13 protein-coding genes are annotated in these 19,387 nt (G+C 41.3%); 7 read left to right on the plus strand and 6 right to left on the minus strand.

Annotated elements, in window-relative coordinates; all coding sequences use genetic code 11:
• Positions 1 to 179 precede the first annotated feature (179 nt).
• Together ACTB00_RS14915 and odhB are read left to right on the plus strand one after the other, a co-directional pair.
• A complete protein-coding gene (locus tag ACTB00_RS14915) occupies positions 180 to 2,912 on the plus strand; it encodes a 2-oxoglutarate dehydrogenase E1 component (protein ID WP_463300714.1) in 2,733 nt (910 codons plus the stop codon).
• Between the two features lie 6 nt (positions 2,913 to 2,918).
• Complete coding sequence (gene odhB / locus ACTB00_RS14920; protein WP_463300715.1) at positions 2,919 to 4,196, plus strand: 2-oxoglutarate dehydrogenase complex dihydrolipoyllysine-residue succinyltransferase; 1,278 nt, start codon at positions 2,919 to 2,921, stop codon at positions 4,194 to 4,196.
• Positions 4,197 to 4,310: 114 nt separating this feature from the next.
• Here odhB and ACTB00_RS14925 read toward each other — a convergent pair whose 3' ends face one another.
• On the minus strand, positions 4,311 to 5,060 hold the full coding sequence (locus ACTB00_RS14925) for a DUF6261 family protein (protein ID WP_463300716.1): 750 nt from the start codon (positions 5,058 to 5,060) through the stop codon (positions 4,311 to 4,313).
• Positions 5,061 to 6,054: 994 nt separating this feature from the next.
• Between ACTB00_RS14925 and ACTB00_RS14930 the strand changes: the two genes are divergently transcribed.
• Positions 6,055 to 6,768 carry a PmeII family type II restriction endonuclease gene (locus ACTB00_RS14930; protein ID WP_463300717.1) on the plus strand — a complete coding sequence of 238 codons (714 nt, stop codon included), beginning with the start codon at positions 6,055 to 6,057 and terminating at the stop codon, positions 6,766 to 6,768.
• Here the strand turns inward: ACTB00_RS14930 and dcm are convergent.
• The gene (dcm, locus tag ACTB00_RS14935; protein WP_463300718.1) at positions 6,740 to 7,990 is read right to left on the minus strand and encodes a DNA (cytosine-5-)-methyltransferase; all 1,251 of its coding nucleotides are present in this window, start codon (positions 7,988 to 7,990) and stop codon (positions 6,740 to 6,742) included. The genes ACTB00_RS14930 and dcm overlap by 29 nt on opposite strands.
• Positions 7,991 to 8,615: 625 nt before the next feature.
• Between dcm and ACTB00_RS14940 the strand changes: the two genes are divergently transcribed.
• The 4 genes from ACTB00_RS14940 to ACTB00_RS14955 all read left to right on the plus strand — a co-directional run bounded on the left by ACTB00_RS14940 (position 8,616) and on the right by ACTB00_RS14955 (position 14,643).
• Positions 8,616 to 9,095: a hypothetical protein gene (locus ACTB00_RS14940; protein WP_463300719.1), complete on the plus strand. Its 480-nt coding sequence runs from the start codon at positions 8,616 to 8,618 to the stop codon at positions 9,093 to 9,095.
• Positions 9,096 to 9,274: 179 nt separating this feature from the next.
• The gene (locus tag ACTB00_RS14945) at positions 9,275 to 10,258 is read left to right on the plus strand and encodes an aldo/keto reductase (RefSeq protein WP_463300720.1); all 984 of its coding nucleotides are present in this window, start codon (positions 9,275 to 9,277) and stop codon (positions 10,256 to 10,258) included.
• Between the two features lie 336 nt (positions 10,259 to 10,594).
• A complete protein-coding gene (nqrF, locus tag ACTB00_RS14950) occupies positions 10,595 to 12,859 on the plus strand; it encodes an NADH:ubiquinone reductase (Na(+)-transporting) subunit F (protein WP_463300721.1) in 2,265 nt (754 codons plus the stop codon).
• 152 nt (positions 12,860 to 13,011) lie between these two features.
• On the plus strand, positions 13,012 to 14,643 hold the full coding sequence (locus tag ACTB00_RS14955) for an ABC-F family ATP-binding cassette domain-containing protein (RefSeq protein WP_463300722.1): 1,632 nt from the start codon (positions 13,012 to 13,014) through the stop codon (positions 14,641 to 14,643).
• A 34-nt stretch (positions 14,644 to 14,677) separates the two neighbouring features.
• Here ACTB00_RS14955 and nspC read toward each other — a convergent pair whose 3' ends face one another.
• From nspC to ligA, 4 genes are all read right to left on the minus strand, one after another.
• Positions 14,678 to 15,820 carry a carboxynorspermidine decarboxylase gene (gene nspC / locus ACTB00_RS14960; RefSeq protein ID WP_463300723.1) on the minus strand — a complete coding sequence of 381 codons (1,143 nt, stop codon included), beginning with the start codon at positions 15,818 to 15,820 and terminating at the stop codon, positions 14,678 to 14,680.
• Positions 15,821 to 15,979: 159 nt separating this feature from the next.
• Positions 15,980 to 16,861, minus strand: a complete 882-nt coding sequence (gene dapA, locus ACTB00_RS14965) for a 4-hydroxy-tetrahydrodipicolinate synthase (RefSeq protein WP_463300724.1) — start codon at positions 16,859 to 16,861, stop codon at positions 15,980 to 15,982.
• A gap of 10 nt (positions 16,862 to 16,871) precedes the next feature.
• A complete protein-coding gene (locus tag ACTB00_RS14970) occupies positions 16,872 to 17,390 on the minus strand; it encodes a DUF6913 domain-containing protein (RefSeq protein WP_463300725.1) in 519 nt (172 codons plus the stop codon).
• Between the two features lie 147 nt (positions 17,391 to 17,537).
• Positions 17,538 to 19,387, minus strand: a 1,850-nt coding sequence (ligA, locus tag ACTB00_RS14975) for an NAD-dependent DNA ligase LigA (RefSeq protein ID WP_463300726.1), incomplete at its 5' end; no start/stop codon positions are given.

Here is a 19,387-nt window from a genome sequence, read left to right on the forward strand (position 1 = left end):
TCATAATCGCTATTCTATTGTTTCACGAGATTGAGCGAGGAAAGGATTAAATTCGAAAATCAAAAGAAGAGCTTTAAATCATTCATTAAAACTTGAAAACCTTATAAACATTAGAAAGAGATGGTTTGTTAATCTACAAACATTATTTTTACAAGACCATTTCAATCGAACTACCAAATATGGACAAATTTTCGCAAGTAGGTAATCAAGAGGTTGCCGCTGTTGAAGAACTCTACCAGGATTATATAAATGATCCTGAAAGCGTAGAAGAAAGCTGGAGACATTTTTTTAAAGGCTACGAATTAGCCCGAACAAATTATAAATCAAGTAAATTCCAGGGAAGCCAGCACATTGACAAGGAATTTGCTATCCTGAACCTTATTCACGGGTATCGCCAACGAGGCCATCTCTTTACCAAGACAAACCCCGTTCGTGCTCGTCGAGAGTACTTCCCAACACTCGCCATTGAAAACTTCGGACTCGAAGAAAGTGATTTGGAAAAGGAATTTCAAGCAGGAAATAACATCGGTATCGGACCGGCAAAATTGAAAGATATTATTGCCCATTTGGAGGCGACTTATTGCAATTCAATTGGTGTTGAATATGTTTTTATGCGCCATCCGGAAGTGGTTTCCTGGCTCCAAAAGAAAATGGAAGCCTCTAAGAATTCTCAGGAGTTTACCCCTGAGATGAAGAAGCATATCTTCTATCATTTAAAGCTGGCGGTTGGCTTTGAAAGCTATATTCATAAAAAATTCGTTGGACAAAAACGGTTTTCACTCGAAGGGGCTGAATCTTTAATTCCGGCATTGGATGCTGTTATTGAACAAGGCGCAGAACTGGGAATTCGTGAATTTGTGATTGGTATGGCACACCGCGGACGATTGAATATTCTGGCCAACATCATGAATAAGCCTTACGAGTATATTTTCAAGGAATTTTATGGTACCGAATATGAAGAAGACATCTCGCTTGGCGATGTGAAATATCATTTAGGATTCGAAAATGAGGTGACGTCAGATTATGGCAAAAAGGTGAAGTTGAGCCTGATGCCAAATCCTTCACACCTGGAAGCGGTGGCGCCGCTGGTTCAAGGGCTGACTCGCTCACGAATCGATTCATTGTATGATGGAGATGTGGATTCAGTTGCCCCAATTGTCATCCATGGCGATGCTGCAATTGCTGCTCAGGGGGTAGTTTATGAAGTTGTTCAAATGGCTAACCTGAAAGGGTATAAAACCGGAGGTACCATCCATCTGGTCATTAATAACCAGGTTGGCTTTACAACCAACTACCTGGATGCCAGATCGAGTACTTACTGTACCGATATTGCCAAAGTTACCCGTTCGCCGGTTTTTCACGTCAATGGCGATGATGTTGAATCGCTAATTTACACCATTAAACTGGCTATGGAGTTCAGGCAGGAGTTTAATTCGGATGTATTTATCGATATTTTGTGCTACCGGAAATATGGACACAACGAAGGTGATGAGCCACGTTTTACCCAGCCCTTACTTTACCAGGCAATTTCGAGCCATAAGAACCCAAGGGACATTTACGCGGAACAGTTGGTTCAGCAAGGCATTTACTCATCAAAAGAAGTGAAGAGCGAAATTAAAGCCTTCGATGATTTGATGAATTCGAAATACAAAGATTCGGAGGAAATTGAGAAACTAAGGATTAAGCAGTTTCTGGTAGACGAATACGAACCATTTGAAAAAATTACAGAAGCCAATTTCTGTCAGGTGGTGAAAACCGGTGTCGATAAAGAAAAATTGGTTGAACTTGCCGAAAAAATTAATTCGATCCCTAAAGGACGAAAGTTTTTCAGTAAAATAAACCGGATCTTATCAGACCGCCGGCAGATGATCTTGGACGACCGGATTGATTGGGGAATGGCCGAACTACTGGCCTATGGTACGTTGGTTTCTGAAGGTCACCCGGTGCGTATTAGCGGACAGGATTCCGAGCGGGGGACATTTGCTCACCGGCATGCCGTTTTTGTTTATGAGGACGGCGACGGAAAATATTTCCCCTTGAAACATGTCGCCAAGGATCAAGCTCCGTTTCATATTTACAATTCGTTGCTATCAGAATATGGTGTGATGGGATTTGAATATGGTTATGCAATGGCTCAGCCGGATGCATTAACAGTATGGGAAGCACAATTTGGAGATTTTCATAATGTTGCTCAGGTCATTGTTGATCAGTACATCACATCGGCTATTGAAAAGTGGGGATTGCATAATAACCTGGTGCTTTACCTGCCGCACGGTTACGAAGGACAGGGACCCGAGCACTCCAGTGGACGGATTGAGCGCTTTCTGGCGCAGGCGGCCAATAACAATATGCAAGTGGTGGTGCCTACAAATCCGGCCAATATGTTTCACCTGATCCGCCGACACCTGACATGGAACATACGTGTGCCACTAATTGTATTTACACCCAAAAGTCTGTTGCGTCATCCTATGGTTAATTCTACCATGGAAGAGTTGAGTAACGGCCATTTTCAGGAAATAATCGACGATAAACTCGTTAGCGCAGGAGAAGTCAAGCAATTGGTATTTACCTCGGGAAGGTTATATTACGACTTGATTAAAAAGAGAGTGGACATGGGAAACAGCACAACAGCGATTGTGCGATTGGAGCAGATATTCCCTTTGCCGGTTAATCAGATTGACGACATGCTGGCTAAATACAACAAAGCGGAACGCATTATTTGGGCGCAGGATGAACCGGCCAATATGGGTGCATGGCCATTTCTTTCCAGAAAACTAAGCCACATTCCATTCGAAGTTGTAGCCCGTTCAGAAAGCGCCAGCCCAGCAGGAGGTTTGATGAAGCAGCACACCCTGAGATTAAATAAGCTCCTGACAAAAATATTTAGTGAAGAAGAACTAGCAAAAGCATAAAAAACCATGATCATTGAAGTAAAAGTACCAACACCCGGAGAGTCAATTACAGAAGTTGAGTTAGGGAAGTGGTTAGTCGAAGATGGTTCTGTCGTTGATAAAGATGATGAGATCGCCGAGATTGAATCAGACAAAGCAACATTGACCCTTGTTGCAGAGGAAGCAGGAAAAGTTAGCTTTAAAGCTGAAGAGGGAGATACAATTGAAGTGGGGGCAGTTGCCTGCACCATCGATACCTCGGAAAAGCCCGAAGAAAGTTCGAAAGAAGAACCGACTTCGGATAAAACCGAAAAGGAGGAAAGCCCTCAAAAAGAAAAACAAGAAGATAAAAAAGACGAGACTAAGCCAAAAGAGTCGAAGTCTGAAACGAAGCAGAGTAGCGAAGATCAATCGCATGTGAAAACAACTTCTGTCGCTAAAAAGATGATGGAAGAGAATAACCTGTCACTCGACGATGTGTTAAATGGCTTAAAGCGTATTTCTAAAAAAGAGATTGAAGCAGTAATGGAGCTTCCGGCCGAAGTTGACCATGCTTCACCCCAAACGAAATTTTCGCGCGAAGAGGAACGAAGTAAAATGAGCTCCTTGCGCCGGAAACTGAGCGAGCGACTGGTGGCGGTAAAAAACGATACGGCTATGCTCACAACCTTTAACGAAGTTGATATGAGCCGTGTGATGGAGTTACGCAAGAAACATCAGAACCGCTTTATTGAAAAGCATGGTTTCAAGCTTGGCTTTATGGGATTTTTCACCAAAGCGGCCGCTGCTGCTATGAATTTCCATCCGTCCGTTAACTCGATGATTGATGGAAAAGAAATTGTAAGCCCACAATTTGTTGATGTGGGTATTGCTGTTCAAACACCTAAGGGGCTGATGGTTCCTATTATTCGTAATACCGAAAGTAAATCGGTTCCGGAGATCGAAAAAGACCTGAAAGACCTGGCTGAAAAAGCCCGTAACAAGAAAATTTCGGTTGATGAATTAACAGGCGGAACATTCACCATTACCAATGGTGGAACGTTTGGCTCCTTGCTGTCAACGCCAATTATCAATCCACCACAGTCGGCTATTCTCGGCATGCACAACATTGTGGAACGTCCGGTTGCCATTAACGGAAAGGTGGAGATTCGCCCCATGATGTACGTTGCGCTTTCGTACGATCATCGCATCATTGACGGGAAAGACTCCGTTGGTTTCTTAGTCAAGTTAAAAGAATTGATTGAGAACCCGGAACGCTTATTAAACGATGGTGCTAATCCGGAAGAGCTGCTACTAAATTTGTAAAAAACAAGAAACGATCGACCGTTTACAAGTGAACCGGTCAATAAGAAATTTAAAATGGCATCCTCAAAATTGAGGATGCCATTTTTATCGGATAGAACAACTGCCTAGCCTGTTTTATTGAGGGGTAGGAGGAACAGGCCTGTCTTCGTCACTATTCCGATGTCCCTGGCGCATGGCCAGTAGTTCTTCAAATTCTTTGATCTGTTTATTTAGCAAAACGACAAATTCAGCTATTTCGGGTGTCGCCATGTCCAACTCGACCAGGGCATTGATCCGTGAAACAATTTTCTCATAAACCGGATCGATCACCTCGCGGGCAGCCTTCACACTACCGCTTATTTTTTGAGCATTTTCCAGCCTGCGTTCTTGCATATACGACTGAACCAATGCATTCTGCTCTTTTAATGCGGCAACCCAATGCGTAACACCCACGATGTTGCAAAGTGCGGCATTGTCTTCCTGCTCCAAATCTTCAACCAGGTTGCTCAGGGCAGCCGACTCTTCGGGTAACGACAGCTGACGAACATTACCATACAGGTCGAACACCCGCTGAAGAACCCCGGCCGCTTCAGCTTCTTCTTCAATAGGTCCCATTTGTGTTGCCCGAATACGCATGGACAAGGCACTCCAAAAGCGGTCGCGGTCTTCATCAGCTCCACCAATCGCGACGGTTAGTACACTCCCTTCGTCTACTTTAAAAACATTGTTTAAACTCGTAAAGGCTTCGTTGAATTCGGTGTTCAGGTTTTCGATGTTTAATGCAACAGGAGTCGTGCGACTCACCAGGGTTTTAAAATCAGTCATAAACTGAAAATGATCGTTGTTCCGAAAACGGCTAAAAACGACGGCATTAATCTTCTTCATTGTTTCTTGTTTTAGGGTTGATAAAATATGAACGGTTGATTTTTTTTTATTCGATTGAATGACTTTCGATGTTTCAGGGTGTTTGAATGAATAAAATTAAATCATATGTTAATAAAAATCAATAGCCTAAAAGATGTTTTATAACAATCTTAAGTTCACAATGGCGTGGGAGTTGTTACCGCGAATCGATTTACGGTAACCAACCGATAAGTATGATATAAAATGACCTGCCCTTCGCCGTAAAACAGGAAATACGACAAGCATCCACTTATGGCTATTGGAGCAAACGGGTTTTAGCAGTTGCCAGGCAGTGGGGCTTTACGGTGCAATGCGTTTTGTACCATGCCCGGCAGCGTGGCTAAGCCTCCAAACACGTTTTTTACCATGCCCATGCCCGTGGTATTCAAAAAAAACAGGTTTGAAACCATAAACCGCCCCATGGAGATGAGAGCAAACGCGTTTGATCAGGCCTCCATGGAGCGGCTGGCCATAACAAACGCGTTTGAAACCATGCCCACGCAAGCAACGAACCAATAAAACGCGTTTGAAACCTTCACCCACGCCATGGGGGACCCTTGTATTCCAGTCAGTTAAGCTTTCTCGACTTGCAAGCCAAGCGCTAACTCTTTATTGGCGCCAGGGGCATAAATATTAAGTCAGGATATACAACACAATACAGCTAACAAGCAACGCAATGCTTGTCAATATCATCGGTATTGTGCACCTTTAAACAATAAAAATGGGAAATAATAGCATCTTTGAATGCTTGCTTAATTGTTAAGACGGTCATTTTTACAGTGAACCAAAAATAGTCTCGTGAAACAAGCATATAAAGGTTTTATATACAGGTGGGGCATTGTAGATGAGTTCTAACGAAATAAGCTTGCGAATTCTATTGAATACCTTTAAAATAAATGATAGAGTGAGATGAATGCCTTTGAAAACTTAAAACTAGAATGAAAGTGTTATCTTTAATTTTTTAATTAATGGAGTTATGACAGAAAAGGAGTTAACCAAAGAGGTTGTTGAATATTTCGAGAAGAACATTTTTAAGAATCATATCAACGCATCTTTAACTAGAAATGCAAAATTAAAGTCATACAAAATCAATCCTATCACCGTTAAATACCTTTCCAAGGTACTTGATGACGGATATACTCCTTTGGGTGTTGCTAAAGCTCTTTTTTATCCACGTGTATTAAGCACATCAATAACTACAATATTTGGAAATCAGATACAAATTATGTTTGTGAAGCTGGGAATGGCGCAAGGATCGATGATTAAAGGGATGGACATTGAATTTACTGATAAAATAGATACACGAAAAAAATGGTGTCAATTGAAAGCTGGCCCCAATACAATAAATTCAGATGATGTCAGACCTTTAATGAATAAATTTACACGAACAATAAACTTAGCAAGAACGAACAGTGCATTTGAAGGAATTAATAATACTGATTTCATTGTAGGTGTTTTATATGGGGAGCCAGACGAATTAAGTATGCATTATAAACGGATTGATAAAACACACCCGGTTATAATTGGGAAAGAATTATGGCATAGAATTACAGGATTCGAAAATTTCTATGACGTCTTAGTCAAAGAGCTGCATGAAAGTATTTTGAGTATTGACACTCACGATTTTATAAATAGAGGGTGTAATGAGTTAGCCGAAGAGATTAAAAACTCCCCTCTTTTTTACTTTTAGTCTTATAGTATTCGTTTAAAAACTTTACAATAGAGTAACCAAGTTCACGACCAAGATTGACAGGAACTGCGTTTCCAATTTGTTTGTACTGCTGCGCAATAGAACCATCAAAGTCCCATTCATCTGGGAAGGTTTGGATTCTTGCATATTCGCGAACTGTAAAAGGGCGTGTTTCTTCTGGATGGCATCTTTCCGTTTGTTTTTGAGCAGGACTACAGGTTAATGTCAAACTTGGTTCATCCCAACCAATTCTACGAGCCATTCCTGTTTTTCCACCACCAAGATAAAAACTACCCCCCATGTACTTTTTTTGGATTTCAAGAGGTAGATCGCGCCAGTATCCTTTAGGAGGTATTAAATCCAGAACTTCTTTTTTCGATTTTGGATATTTGGCTCCATCGGATTTCGGAACGTTTTTGTCAAACAGTTCACCTTTTTTTAATGCGTCAGAAAGGTTAAATACTCTTTTGTATGGCTTCGGATATTGATAGTTTATATTGATATCTTTTCTGATACCAACAAGAATCAAACGTTCTCTTTTTTGTGGAACTTTGTAATTAATTGCTTTTAATATTTGTACTGGAACAACGTTGTAACCGATTTCATCTAGAATAGAAATCATACCTTCTAGCGTTTTCCCTTTCTCATGACTAAGTAAGCCTCTAACGTTTTCACCGATGCAGATTGCAGGGGAAACTTCTTGAACAACTCTTGCAAACTCATAAAACAATGTTCCTCGTGCATCTTTTAATCCCAACTTCTTTCCGGCATAACTAAATGCTTGACAAGGAAAACCACCAGTAACTACATCAACTTTATTATTATACTTCGAAAAATTAAAGTCTCTTACATCACCCTCTAATACATTCCAGCTTGGTCTATTTTTTCGTAAAGTATTACAAGCCCATTTGTCTATTTCATTTAGTGCTACACATTTCAATCCAGACTTTTCTAACCCCACGGCTAAGCCTCCTGCTCCCGCAAATAATTCAAGCACAGAGTATTCATGGGTTGGCTCAACATAGTTTGAAATCGTTTCTTCGAATTTATCATCAAATAAGCTGCCTAAGAATGCTTGTACATCTTTCTTTCTGTAAATTCGATAATCAGAAACAGGCTCCCTTAAGGCATTGAGAATCCCCTCGTTATCCCACCTTCTTAGTGTTTCTTTACATTTTCCAACAAGTTCTGCTGTTTCTGCAAGAGATAAATATTCTTTCATGACCACATTGTTAAACCTTACACAATGGTTACAAATATATATAGAAAAGAATTATAAAGAAAGGAAAAAGAAAGAACTGTCAGCAATATATATAAAACATTTTGCACAAAGTACTATACCCGTGTTTAATACGAAGATTCTTTTTTTTTGAAAGTCATGCCTATAGATATAAGATTGTACAAATATTGCATACCTCTGAATAGTTGTTGCATTAAAAATAAATATTCCCACAAGATACAGAGAAATTGTTTTTCCTAGCTTGCACCATTGGTTACAGCTATCAATCACTATAGGTTTTAGCTTCGTTATAATGGATTTTTGTCAGGAACCAGCAGCCATTTAACTGGAATGAATTTAAATAATACACCTCTTACTATTTTTAGATAAATAGATTTATATTTACTCGGTTTTTTATTAACAGAACTCTTTAAGCTAACTTAAAATTCACTTATCATTTTTTATTATGAACAAATTAATGTTTTCTCTGATTGCCTGTCTGTTTAGCCTCTCTGTGTTTGCGCAGACACATCTTTATGAAAATCCTAATTTCGAACAAATCGCGAAGGATCATAAAATCATAGCGATAATACCCTTTGACTCTTCTGTGACCTTGCGTCCGAAACAGATGAAAAATATTTCAACGGAACAACTTGAACGAATGGAAAAGTCAGAAGGGGAGAGTGTGCAAATGGGGTTTTACTCCTGGTTCCTGAAACGGGAAAAAAGAGGACAGCTTACGGTAAAAGTTCAGGATCCTAATAAAACCAATGCTCTATTAAAAAGGAACGGTATTACTTATGAAAACATGAAAGATTACACGCCCGAAGAAATTGCAAAATTATTAGAAGTCGATGCATTGGTTTCCGGCACTTTTGAAACAAATAAACCGATGTCTGAAGGTGCATCTATCGTATTGGGCGCATTAGTAGGTTTCTGGGGAAGTACAAACAAAGCTGTCATGAATATGTACATTCATAATGCCGCTGATGGAGACGTTTTAATCAATTATAACAAAGCTCTGAATGGAACGATTGGAAGCAGCACCGAGGATCTGATTAATATCTTGTTAAGAAAGGCATCTCGACGAATTGCATACACCCAATAACTCCAGTCAACTAACGTATTCACATCATAAAAGACTCCGCAATGGGGTCTTTTTGCTTTTGCTGAAGTTTTGCGGCTATGTTACTCTTCAATCTAAATGTTAAAAAATGAACAATCAATATGGTCTGTGACTTATTTTTATAGTAAGAATAAAAAGAACCAATCAATTAAGAAGAGAATATGATATACAGACAACTTGCCGATTCAGATTTAAAACTATCCGCAATTACCTTTGGAGCATGGGCTGCCGGTGGATGGATGTGGGGCCGAACCGATCGAAACGAGGCTGTAAAAGCCATTAAAGCGGCTTATGATGCCGGAGTGACCTCCATTGATACTGCCCCAATTTACGGGCAGGGAACCAGTGAGGAGATTGTTGGTGAAGCCATTCAGAAAATTCCCCGGGATAAAGTTCAGATTTTAACCAAGTTTGGATTGCGCTGGGATTGGGATAAAGGAGACTTTTATTTCAAGAGTAAAGACAATGACGGAAACCCGATTGATATTTATAAATACGCCGGAAAGGAAAGTATTATCAAAGAGTGCGAAGAAAGCCTGACGCGTCTGAATACGGATTATATTGATTTGTACCAAATTCATTGGCACGATTCGACCACACCTGTCGAGGAGACCTTTGAAGCAGTAAACAAGCTGGTGGAGCAGGGTAAAGTGCGTCATGTTGGCGTGTGTAATTATGATGCCGGTTTGATGGCTGAAGCCGAAAAAATAACGAAGCTGGTTTCTAATCAAATTCCATTTAGCATGGTTAACCGTGGTATTGAAGAGGAAACAGTTCCTTATTGCAAGAGTCATGGGAAGTCGGTATTGGCCTACAGTCCGCTGGAGCGTGGCTTATTAACCGGAAAGATGAAGCCGGGGCAGCACTTTGCAAAGGGTGATCATCGGGCAGACAATCCGTCATTTACGGATGAAAGCATTAAAAAGACCAACGTTTTTTTGGAGACCATCAAACCCATTGCGAATGAACGTGGAGTGACCTTGGCTCAATTAGTCCTTCGTTGGACTCTTGAACGAGACGGAATAACAATTGCCTTGGCTGGAGCCCGAGATGAAGACCAAGCAGTACAAAACGCATTTGCTGCAACATTTGATCTGACCAGCGAAGAGTTGAAGTTTATTGACGATGAGGTAGCCAAATTATAAGCTTGAAGAAATAATTACATTTGATAGATAAGATACAAACTTCTGTTGCTTGAGCAGCAGGAGTTTTTTTGTGCTTCATTTTCAGATTAAACTAAAATTTCGTCTGTCTGTTTGAAGATTAAATTGAATATCCATCTCACTTGGTGGAGGCAAAATATCAGTCTTAAGAAGATGCAGGCGGTTCAGGGGTTTGTCAGAGCTCCCGATGTGGGTTTGTATTGTTATGCCGACTGTGCCGAATACGAAAGAATCAATGGTAGGCCAGTGAGCGTAAGAGCTATTTGATGAATTTTTGAGTAAGAAGCTGACCTCGCACAGAAGATAAAAATGGGACTTATGAGCAGTAACAGCGATATTGATAGGGATTATAGCTTGATTGGTGCTGAGTCGAAGGGCGCCGTAGCAAAAGGACTGGCCGATGCCCAGTGGTACACCAGTCCGGTTCCTAAAGATAAAATGAGAGAATTGTTGGTTCGGAAAGATGGCCCGGCAATTAGAGATACCCTGTTGTGGTTTGGTTTGATTTTCGGTTCCGGCTACCTGGTCTATCTCTGGTGGGGGGCGTGGTATGTCGCCTTTCCGTACATCGTTTACAGTGTATTGTATGCTTCTACTTCCGATTCACGCTGGCACGAGTCCAGTCATGGTACAGCGTTTAAAACCGACTGGATGAACAACGTACTGTACGAAATTTCCTCGTTTATGGTCTTGCGGCAATCAACTGTTTGGCGATACAGTCATGCCCGGCATCACAGCGATACAATTATTCGGGGTCGCGACCCTGAAATTGCTGTTCCACGTCCTCCGGATATCAAACAGATTATATTGACCTTTTTCGGTGTTGCAAGTGCTGTTCCCGAATTTAAGAAAATGATCACCCATGCCAGTGGCCGAATCGATCCGCAAGTTGCTACTTACGTGCCTGAAAGGGAATGGCGGAAGGTGATATTTAAAGCTCGGATATATGTTTCTATCTTTTTGTTTGTCATTTTTCTATCTATCTTTTACGGAACCATTCTGCCTTTAATGTTTATCGGTTTGCCAACCTTGTTTGGCACCTGGCTGATGCCGGTTTACGGCTTCACTCAGCACGCCGGCTTGCAGGAAAATGTGCTCGATCACCGACTAAACTGTCGAACGGTTTACATGAACCGGGTTCATCGATTCCTGTACTGGAACATGAATTACCATGTTGAGCACCACATGTTTCCACTGGTGCCTTACCACAACCTGCCTCAGTTGCACGAGCTGGTTAAAGACGATTGTCCAAAACCCTACAATGGAATTATTGAAACCTTCAAAGAAATCATCCCCGCCATATTGAAACAAGTGAAGGATCCATACTACTATGTAGAACGGAAACTGCCGGAGCGATCTGGTCAACATCACGAGCAGCCTGACATTATTGTTGGCAACAAAGCACATTGGGCCAATGGTAAAATTGAAATCTGTAAGGCATCAGAATTGGCTGAGGGGGATATTGCGCGGTTCGATTTTGAGCATCGTACTTACGCTGTTTATCATGCCAATGGTGCCTATTATGCAACTGATGGCATGTGTACCCACGGGAATACGCACCTTTCGGATGGAATTATTTTGGGCGATGTTATTGAATGTCCGAAACACAACGGGCGATTCAAACTAGCTGATGGATCTCCCGCCAGAACTCCGGTCTGCATTGGTCTGAATACGTATCAGGTAGAAGAGGAGCAGGGGAGACTTTATTTGTATCTTGACCTGCCCGATCAGGAGGAAAATGCACTGTTGGACGAAGGAGTGGTCTGCCGGGTGGTTAGTAATAAAAATGTGGCCACCTATATTAAAGAATTGGTTTTGGAAAAAACCGACAACGGTGCCATCGACTATTTGCCCGGACAATATGCTCAATTTATCATTCCGCCCTACGAAGCTAGTTTTAAAACCATTGATGTTGAAGCGCCATTTGCTGAACGATGGAAAGAAAATGATTTGTTCGGCTTACATGCATCGAATTCAATTTATGTGAAAAGAAACTACTCGTTTGCAACCAATCCGGCAGTTGATGCAACAATCAAGTTCAATGTCAGGCTTTCATTACCTCCCGCAGGAACGGATGTTTCCCCGGGGATTGGATCAGCTTATCTGTTCAATCTAAAGCCGGGAGATCAGGTGAAACTGACGGCTCCTCATGGCGATTTCCTGATCAAGCCAAGCGAGCGTGAAATGGTTTATATTGGAGGCGGAGCCGGTATGGCGCCACTCCGGGCTCATCTGTCTTATTTGCTGGAAACTAAAAAGACAAAACGCAAGCTTAGTTTTTGGTATGGTGCCCGAGCGTTGGATGATTTGTTCTACAAGGAATACTTCGAAGAAATGGAACAAACAAATGAGAACTTCTCATTCCATGTCGCCTTGTCTGCACCTCGCGAGAATGACCAGTGGAACGGTGACCTTGGCTTTATTCATGATGTTGTCAATCGCCGGTACCTTCAGTCGCATACAAAGCCCGGGAACATTGAATACTACTTATGCGGACCTCCTGCATTGATTAAAGCTACGCTGGCGATGTTGAATCAATTAAAGGTGCCAGCCGACATGATTTCCTACGACGAGTTCAGTTGAGATCTGATCTTGCGATGAGCTTTCGAATACACGTTAAAGATTAAATTACCATCAAGTTAAGTCATTTAAGTATTGGGCTCTTTAATTTTCGTGTATTTTTGCACGCTGTTATTAGAGCACGGCTCTATCACAAAATATTAAGAAGCGAATAGATGATTACAGTATCGAATTTAGGAATACAGTTTGGGAAAAGAGTATTGTTTCAGGATGTTAACCTGAAATTTACAGGAGGTAATTGCTACGGAATTATTGGGGCTAATGGAGCCGGAAAGTCTACATTTCTAAAAATGTTGTACGGCGAGCAGGATCCAACTTTTGGAAATGTGAGCATCGGCTCAGGAGAACGGCTCTCCGTGTTGAGTCAGGATCACCAGAAGTTTGATGAAGTTCCGGTTTTAGACACCGTGATGATGGGGCATGAGCAGCTCTGGAAAATCAAGGTTGAAAAAGATCAACTGTATATGAAAGAAGATTTTTCGGAAGCTGATGGAATTAAAGCTTCAGAGCTTGAAGATCAGTTTGCCGAAATGGATGGCTGGAATTCAGAAAGTGACGCTGCCAGTTTGCTTAGTGGATTAGGAATTGCTGAAGATCTTCATTACAAAATAATGAAGGAGCTGAGCGGAAAAGAAAAAGTAAAAGTATTGCTGGCACAGGCTTTATTTGGCAAACCCGACAACCTGTTACTGGATGAGCCTACCAACGATCTGGATTTAGATACGGTGAGCTGGTTGGAAAATTACTTGTCGAACATTGATCAAACGGTCTTGGTGGTTTCTCACGACAGGCACTTTTTAGATGCCATTTGCACACACACGGTGGATATTGACTTTGGTAAGGTGCAATTGTTTGCCGGTAACTATAGCTTCTGGTACGAATCAAGCCAGCTGGCATTGAGACAACAAGCTTCGCAGAATAAAAAAGCGGAGGAGAAGAAAAAGGAATTGCAGGAGTTTATTGCACGCTTCTCGGCTAACGTGGCGAAGTCGAAACAAACGACCAGCCGGAAGAAGATGTTAGAAAAACTGAATGTTGATGAGATTAAACCTTCAACCAGAAAATATCCAGGAATTATTTTTACTCCAGAGCGCGAACCGGGTAATTCAGTATTGGAAGTGCACAACTTGAGTAAATCGGCTGGTGGCGATCTGCTTTTCAAAGACGTGAATTTCACTGTTGAAAAGGATGATAAGATTGTCTTTCTCTCGCGTGATCCTCGCGCGATGACCGCACTTTTTGAGATTCTGAATGGCAACGATCAGCCGGATAGCGGCAATATTGACTGGGGAGTAACAATAACCAAAGCTTACCTGCCTTTGGATGGTTCTAAGTTTTTCGATAAAGATTTGTCGCTGGTTGATTGGCTTGCTCAATATAGTTCTGACACCAGTGAGCAATTTCTGCGTGGCTACCTGGGGAAAATGTTATTCTCGGGCGAAGAGATTTTCAAAAATACAAAGGTGTTATCGGGAGGAGAGAAGATGCGCTGTATGATTGCCCGAATGATGTTGGCTAACGCTAATCTGATGATGCTGGACACACCAACCAACCACTTGGATTTAGAATCAATCCAGGCCTTTAACAACCGCCTGACGCAGTTTAAAGGGAACATCCTCATGTCATCGCATGACCACGAATTTATTCATACAGTCTGTAACCGGATTATTGAGTTGACTCCGAATGGAACGATCGATAAACAAATGGAATATGACGATTACATCAGTAGCGATGAAATTCGCGAACAACGCAATCGAATGTATCAAAAAAATAAAGTAACAGCTTAATTGAAATTAAAGCCTCGCAAACGCGGGGCTTTTTTTAGCTCAATTTATTTTTGTAATCCTCGTACCCAAACTGGCGAATATACTCGAACTCTCCATTTGTCCGGATGATCCCAATTGATGGATGTTTTACCCCATTAAAGAAAGTTGTTTTCACCATCGTGTAGTGAATCATATCTTCAAAAATGATGGAGTCGCCAATTTTGAGTTCCTCATCAAACGACCAATAGCCAATATAATCGCCACTCAGGCAGCTGTTTCCCCCCATTCGGTAGGTTGGCTTACCTGTAATTGGTGTTGAACTTGCATTCCGGATTCGTGGCTGGTAGGGCATTTCAAGGCAATCGGGCATGTGTGCTGCAAACGATACATTGAGCATCGCTGTCTTGATTCCCTTATTTTCAACCAGGTCCAATACTTTGGCTTTTAAAAAACCAGTTTCCCAGGCAAAGGCACTGCCCGGCTCCATAATGATGTGCAGCTGAGGGTATTTTGCTTTGAAGTTTTTCAACAGCTTAATCAAGCGTTCAACATCGTAACCCTTTTTAGTCATCAAATGACCACCTCCCATGTTGAGCCATTTTAAATGAGGCAAATAGCGGTGGAATTTTTCTTCGACAGCTGCCAGCGTTTTAGCTAAATCTTCGGAGTCCGACTCACAAAGTGTATGAAAGTGTAATCCCTCAATCTCTTTGGGTAGTTGAATTGGAAGTTGTTCGACAATTACCCCCAGTCGGGAACCCGGAGCACAAGGGTTGTATAATTCGGTTTCAACTTCGGAATACTCCGGATTAATTCGGAGTCCCATCGATATCTGGCGTTCTGACCGTTTAACTTGTGGAGCAAAACGCTCAAATTGGCTAAGCGAGTTGAAAGTAATATGACTTGAATGCTCCATGATCTCAGTAAACTCGCTGGATTCGTATGCTGGGGCATAGGTGTGGGCCAGGCTTTTCATTTCTTCGTGGCAGAGTTTCGCTTCGCTCAACGAGCTGGCCGTGGCTCCCTTAAAATATTCCCGAACGATTGGGAAAGCACTCCACATCGCAAATCCTTTGAACGCTACGATGATTTCGACTTGAGAAGCATCAGCAACTGAGCGAATTAACTCAAGGTTTTTACGAAGTAATTTTTCTTCCAATACAAAGCAAGGTGAAGGTATGGCATTTAAATCAATCATTATTCCCGAATTGTTTTAACGGTTTGGGGTTACAAATTAAGAAAATATAAGGGTTTGAGATGTTAGATTTATAGATTTTTCGACGGAGAAATGATTCTTGAAAGTAAAAAAGGAGATACATTGTCATGCATCTCCTTGATATAAAGTGTGTCGCTTTTCTTAAAGCAATGTTTTTAGTTCAGCTTCAATTTCGCCGTATAACTTTTTGCTGATTGGATAACTTGGCAGGCGAACAATGTTTTTGGCTTTGCCTGCTATTTCCATCGCTGCTTTTATTCCTCCGGGGTTTCCTTCACGGAACAACAGCTTGAAAAAGTCGATCATCTGCAGGTGAAGCTCCCGGGCTTCGGCAAATTTACCTTCATTTGCAAAATGAATCAGTTGGCTTAATTTGCCTGGTAAAACATTGGCTGTAACCGAAATTACACCAATACCACCAACAGAAATAATAGGCAAGGCCAGCACGTCGTCGCCCGAGATAACCGCAAATCCTTCCGGACCGTGTTTCACCATTCGTGCTACCTGAGATGAAATACCTGAAGCCTCTTTTATGGCAATAGCATTTGAACATTCTTTGGCAACCTGAATGGAAGTTTTGGCCTTCATATTAACACCTGTACGCGAAGGTACGTTGTACAGTATAACAGGCACAGGGCTGGTCTTGCAAACTAATTTGTAGTGCTCAATTAATCCTTCCTGCGACGGTTTGTTGTAATATGGTGTAACACTTAAAATGCCGTCAATAGCTGAAAAATCAGTCGCTTGAATGTCAAGCATTATTTTGTATGGGTCGTTGCCACCCAATCCTAAAACCAGTGGAACCCGTTTGTCGTTTTTGGCTTTAATGCATGCAACCACTTCCTTTTGTTCTTTCAAAGACAAAGTTGGTGTTTCGGCAGTTGTTCCGAGAGCAACCAAGTAATCCATGCCGTTGCTGATTTGATCTTCAACAATGTTTTCCAAGGCATTAAAATCAATTGAATTATCTTCCTTAAATGGAGTTACTAAAGCAACTCCGGCTCCTTTAAACGGGTGTGTCATATTAGAATAATTAATTATTTGTTTCTATTTTGTTTATCTCACTTAAATAATAGAGCATTTGCTCTACCAAAAAACCGGGTTCCTTTCGCTTGCTGATGTCGATACTCAAATCAAAATAGTCAGGTGTTTTAGCTGACCAACCAACTTTAAATTTAGCTTTCGACAAGCAACGCAAATACTGCAATTCAATCCCTGAACTTAAACTAATGTCAAGCAGAATGTCAAATTTCTGATCGATAAAGCGGGCAATTTCTTCATTTTTTACCTTGCCGAACATTGAAAAATCATCTTTGGTGAGAACCGCTTCACCTTGCACCGACCCACGTTGTTCCGAAAAACACAAGCTATTGACTTGCACGCCGCGGCTTTTAAGTTCCTGAGTCAGCAGATTAAAAACTTCACGATCATCTACTTTCCAAAGAACGCCTGCTATTTTTGCATAATTGAGGTTGATAACCTGAACCGATCGTTTGAACTCACGACATTTGCGTTTAAGCAGCCAGCTGATGAATTGATTTTTGAAACTCATAGACGTGACAAAAATAAGAAATTGTTTGTGATAAGCCGAGTACGATTAAATTAAAAGTAATCGTTTCGTTGAGAACCGGACTTTAAAGTCAAAATAAGTTCCACAGAACACTCCAAATAGAACGAACTCCGGATAACTGAACTTCGTTTATTGAATCATCGTTAAAAAATCATCTTCGGAAATAACCTGAACACCTAATTTTTCAACTTTCTCCATTTTGGAAGAACCTACATTGCTGCCACCCAATAAATACGAAGTCTTTTTCGAGATCGAACCTGTATTTTTGCCACCATGTTTCTCTATCAACTTTTTTAGTTCATCTCTGGAGTGCTTCTCGAATGTTCCGGAAATGACAATGCTCAGTCCCTCCAGTTTATTACTTCGGCCTTCTAAATTGCTTTCACTTAGTTTGAATTTTAATCCTTGATCTTTAAGGTTTTGAATGATTGACTGGTTGTCTTCATTGTCGAAAAACGATCGGATACTTTCTGCAATTCTACCACCAATCTCATCAATGTCGACTAATTCGTCATAGCTCGAATTGGTTATTGTGTCTATATCAACCAGTTTGTTGGCTAGCTTTTTAGCAACAGTTTCTCCAACATAACGAATACCCAATGCATATAAAACTCGCTCAAAAGGTATTGATTTAGATTCTTCCAGACTTTTTAAAATTCGATTGGCAGATTTTTCTCCCATTCGCTCCAGACTCGTCAGTTGTTCGACCTTAATATTATACAAATCGGCACTATTATTAATCAATCCTTCGTTGAAAAGCAATTCAACAGTTTCTTGTCCCAAACCATCAATATCCATGGCTTTGCGACTAATGAAATGTTCAATCTTTCCTTTTATCTGCGGAGCACAGCCCGTTTCATTGGGACAATAATGCGCTGCTTCGCCATCGTTTCGAATCAACTCGGTGCCACATTCAGGACAATGCTTGATAAATTCAATTTTTTCAGCTTCAGGTTTTCGCGCTGATTCATCAACATTTACAATTTTAGGAATGATTTCACCGCCTTTTTCAACAAAAACAACATCCTGCACATGCAAGTTCAGCTTTTCAATAATGTCGGCATTGTGCAAAGAAGCTCGCTTAACAGTGGTTCCTGCCAATAATACCGGGGTTAGATTGGCGACGGGCGTTACAGCTCCGGTTCGGCCTACCTGGTAACTCACCGACTCTAGCATGGTGCTGACTTGTTCCGCTGTAAACTTATAGGCAATCGCCCAACGGGGCGATTTTGCGGTAAATCCCAGGTTGTTCTGCAAGCGGCGCGAATTGACTTTAATAACAATTCCATCCGTTGCTACCGGGAGGTCGAATCGTGCGCTGTCCCAGTGATTAATATAGTCGAAAACGTCATCAATACTTTTGCACTTAGTCGTGTATTCTGAAATTTTAAAGCCCCATTTGCCTGCTTCCTGAATCGTTTCAAAGTGCCCATCTTTAGTCAGATTTTCACCCAATACATAGTAGAAATAGGCATCGAGTTTACGTTTGGCAACTTCTGCCGAGTTCTGCATTTTTAACGAACCGGATGCGGTATTTCTTGGATTGGCATACAATGGTTCGCCAGCTTCTTCGCGGGCTTTATTCAACTCTGCAAACACCTGAAAGGGTAGTAAAACTTCGCCTCTAATTTCAAAAGAATCAGGGTAGGAGTCTCCTTTTAATTTTAGAGGAACGCTGCGAATAGTCCGCGCATTAGCAGTTACGTCGTCTCCCTTTTCTCCATCGCCCCGGGTGACAGCTTTTACTAACTCCCCATTTTCGTACCATAAACTCAACGATGCACCATCGAATTTTAGTTCGCAGGCATAGTCAAATTCATCTCCAATTAACTTACGAACCCGGGTATCAAAATCCTGCAATTCATCTTTTGAATAGGAATTACTTAACGAGAGCATGGGGTATTTATGCTTCACCTGAGTAAATTCCTGATTAATGTCGCTTCCAACTCGATGGGTAGGAGAGTTTGCATCCTGAAATT

The sequence above is a fragment of the Sunxiuqinia sp. genome (assembly GCF_055140945.1).

Excerpts from the sequence above, each read along its gene's own strand:
- ACTB00_RS14955 (WP_463300722.1), top strand. The coding sequence starts at position 13,012 with ATGATTACAGTATCGAATTTAGGAATACAGTTTGGGAAAAGAGTATTG.
- ACTB00_RS14945 (WP_463300720.1), top strand. The coding sequence starts at position 9,275 with ATGATATACAGACAACTTGCCGATTCAGATTTAAAACTATCCGCAATT.
- nspC (WP_463300723.1), bottom strand. The coding sequence starts at position 15,820 with ATGATTGATTTAAATGCCATACCTTCACCTTGCTTTGTATTGGAAGAA.
- ACTB00_RS14915 (WP_463300714.1), top strand. The coding sequence starts at position 180 with ATGGACAAATTTTCGCAAGTAGGTAATCAAGAGGTTGCCGCTGTTGAA.
- ACTB00_RS14940 (WP_463300719.1), top strand. The coding sequence starts at position 8,616 with ATGAAAAATATTTCAACGGAACAACTTGAACGAATGGAAAAGTCAGAA.
- ACTB00_RS14930 (WP_463300717.1), top strand. The coding sequence starts at position 6,055 with ATGACAGAAAAGGAGTTAACCAAAGAGGTTGTTGAATATTTCGAGAAG.
- ACTB00_RS14925 (WP_463300716.1), bottom strand. The coding sequence starts at position 5,060 with ATGAAGAAGATTAATGCCGTCGTTTTTAGCCGTTTTCGGAACAACGAT.
- ACTB00_RS14970 (WP_463300725.1), bottom strand. The coding sequence starts at position 17,390 with ATGAGTTTCAAAAATCAATTCATCAGCTGGCTGCTTAAACGCAAATGT.
- dapA (WP_463300724.1), bottom strand. The coding sequence starts at position 16,861 with ATGACACACCCGTTTAAAGGAGCCGGAGTTGCTTTAGTAACTCCATTT.
- dcm (WP_463300718.1), bottom strand. The coding sequence starts at position 7,990 with ATGAAAGAATATTTATCTCTTGCAGAAACAGCAGAACTTGTTGGAAAA.
- odhB (WP_463300715.1), top strand. The coding sequence starts at position 2,919 with ATGATCATTGAAGTAAAAGTACCAACACCCGGAGAGTCAATTACAGAA.
- nqrF (WP_463300721.1), top strand. The coding sequence starts at position 10,595 with ATGAGCAGTAACAGCGATATTGATAGGGATTATAGCTTGATTGGTGCT.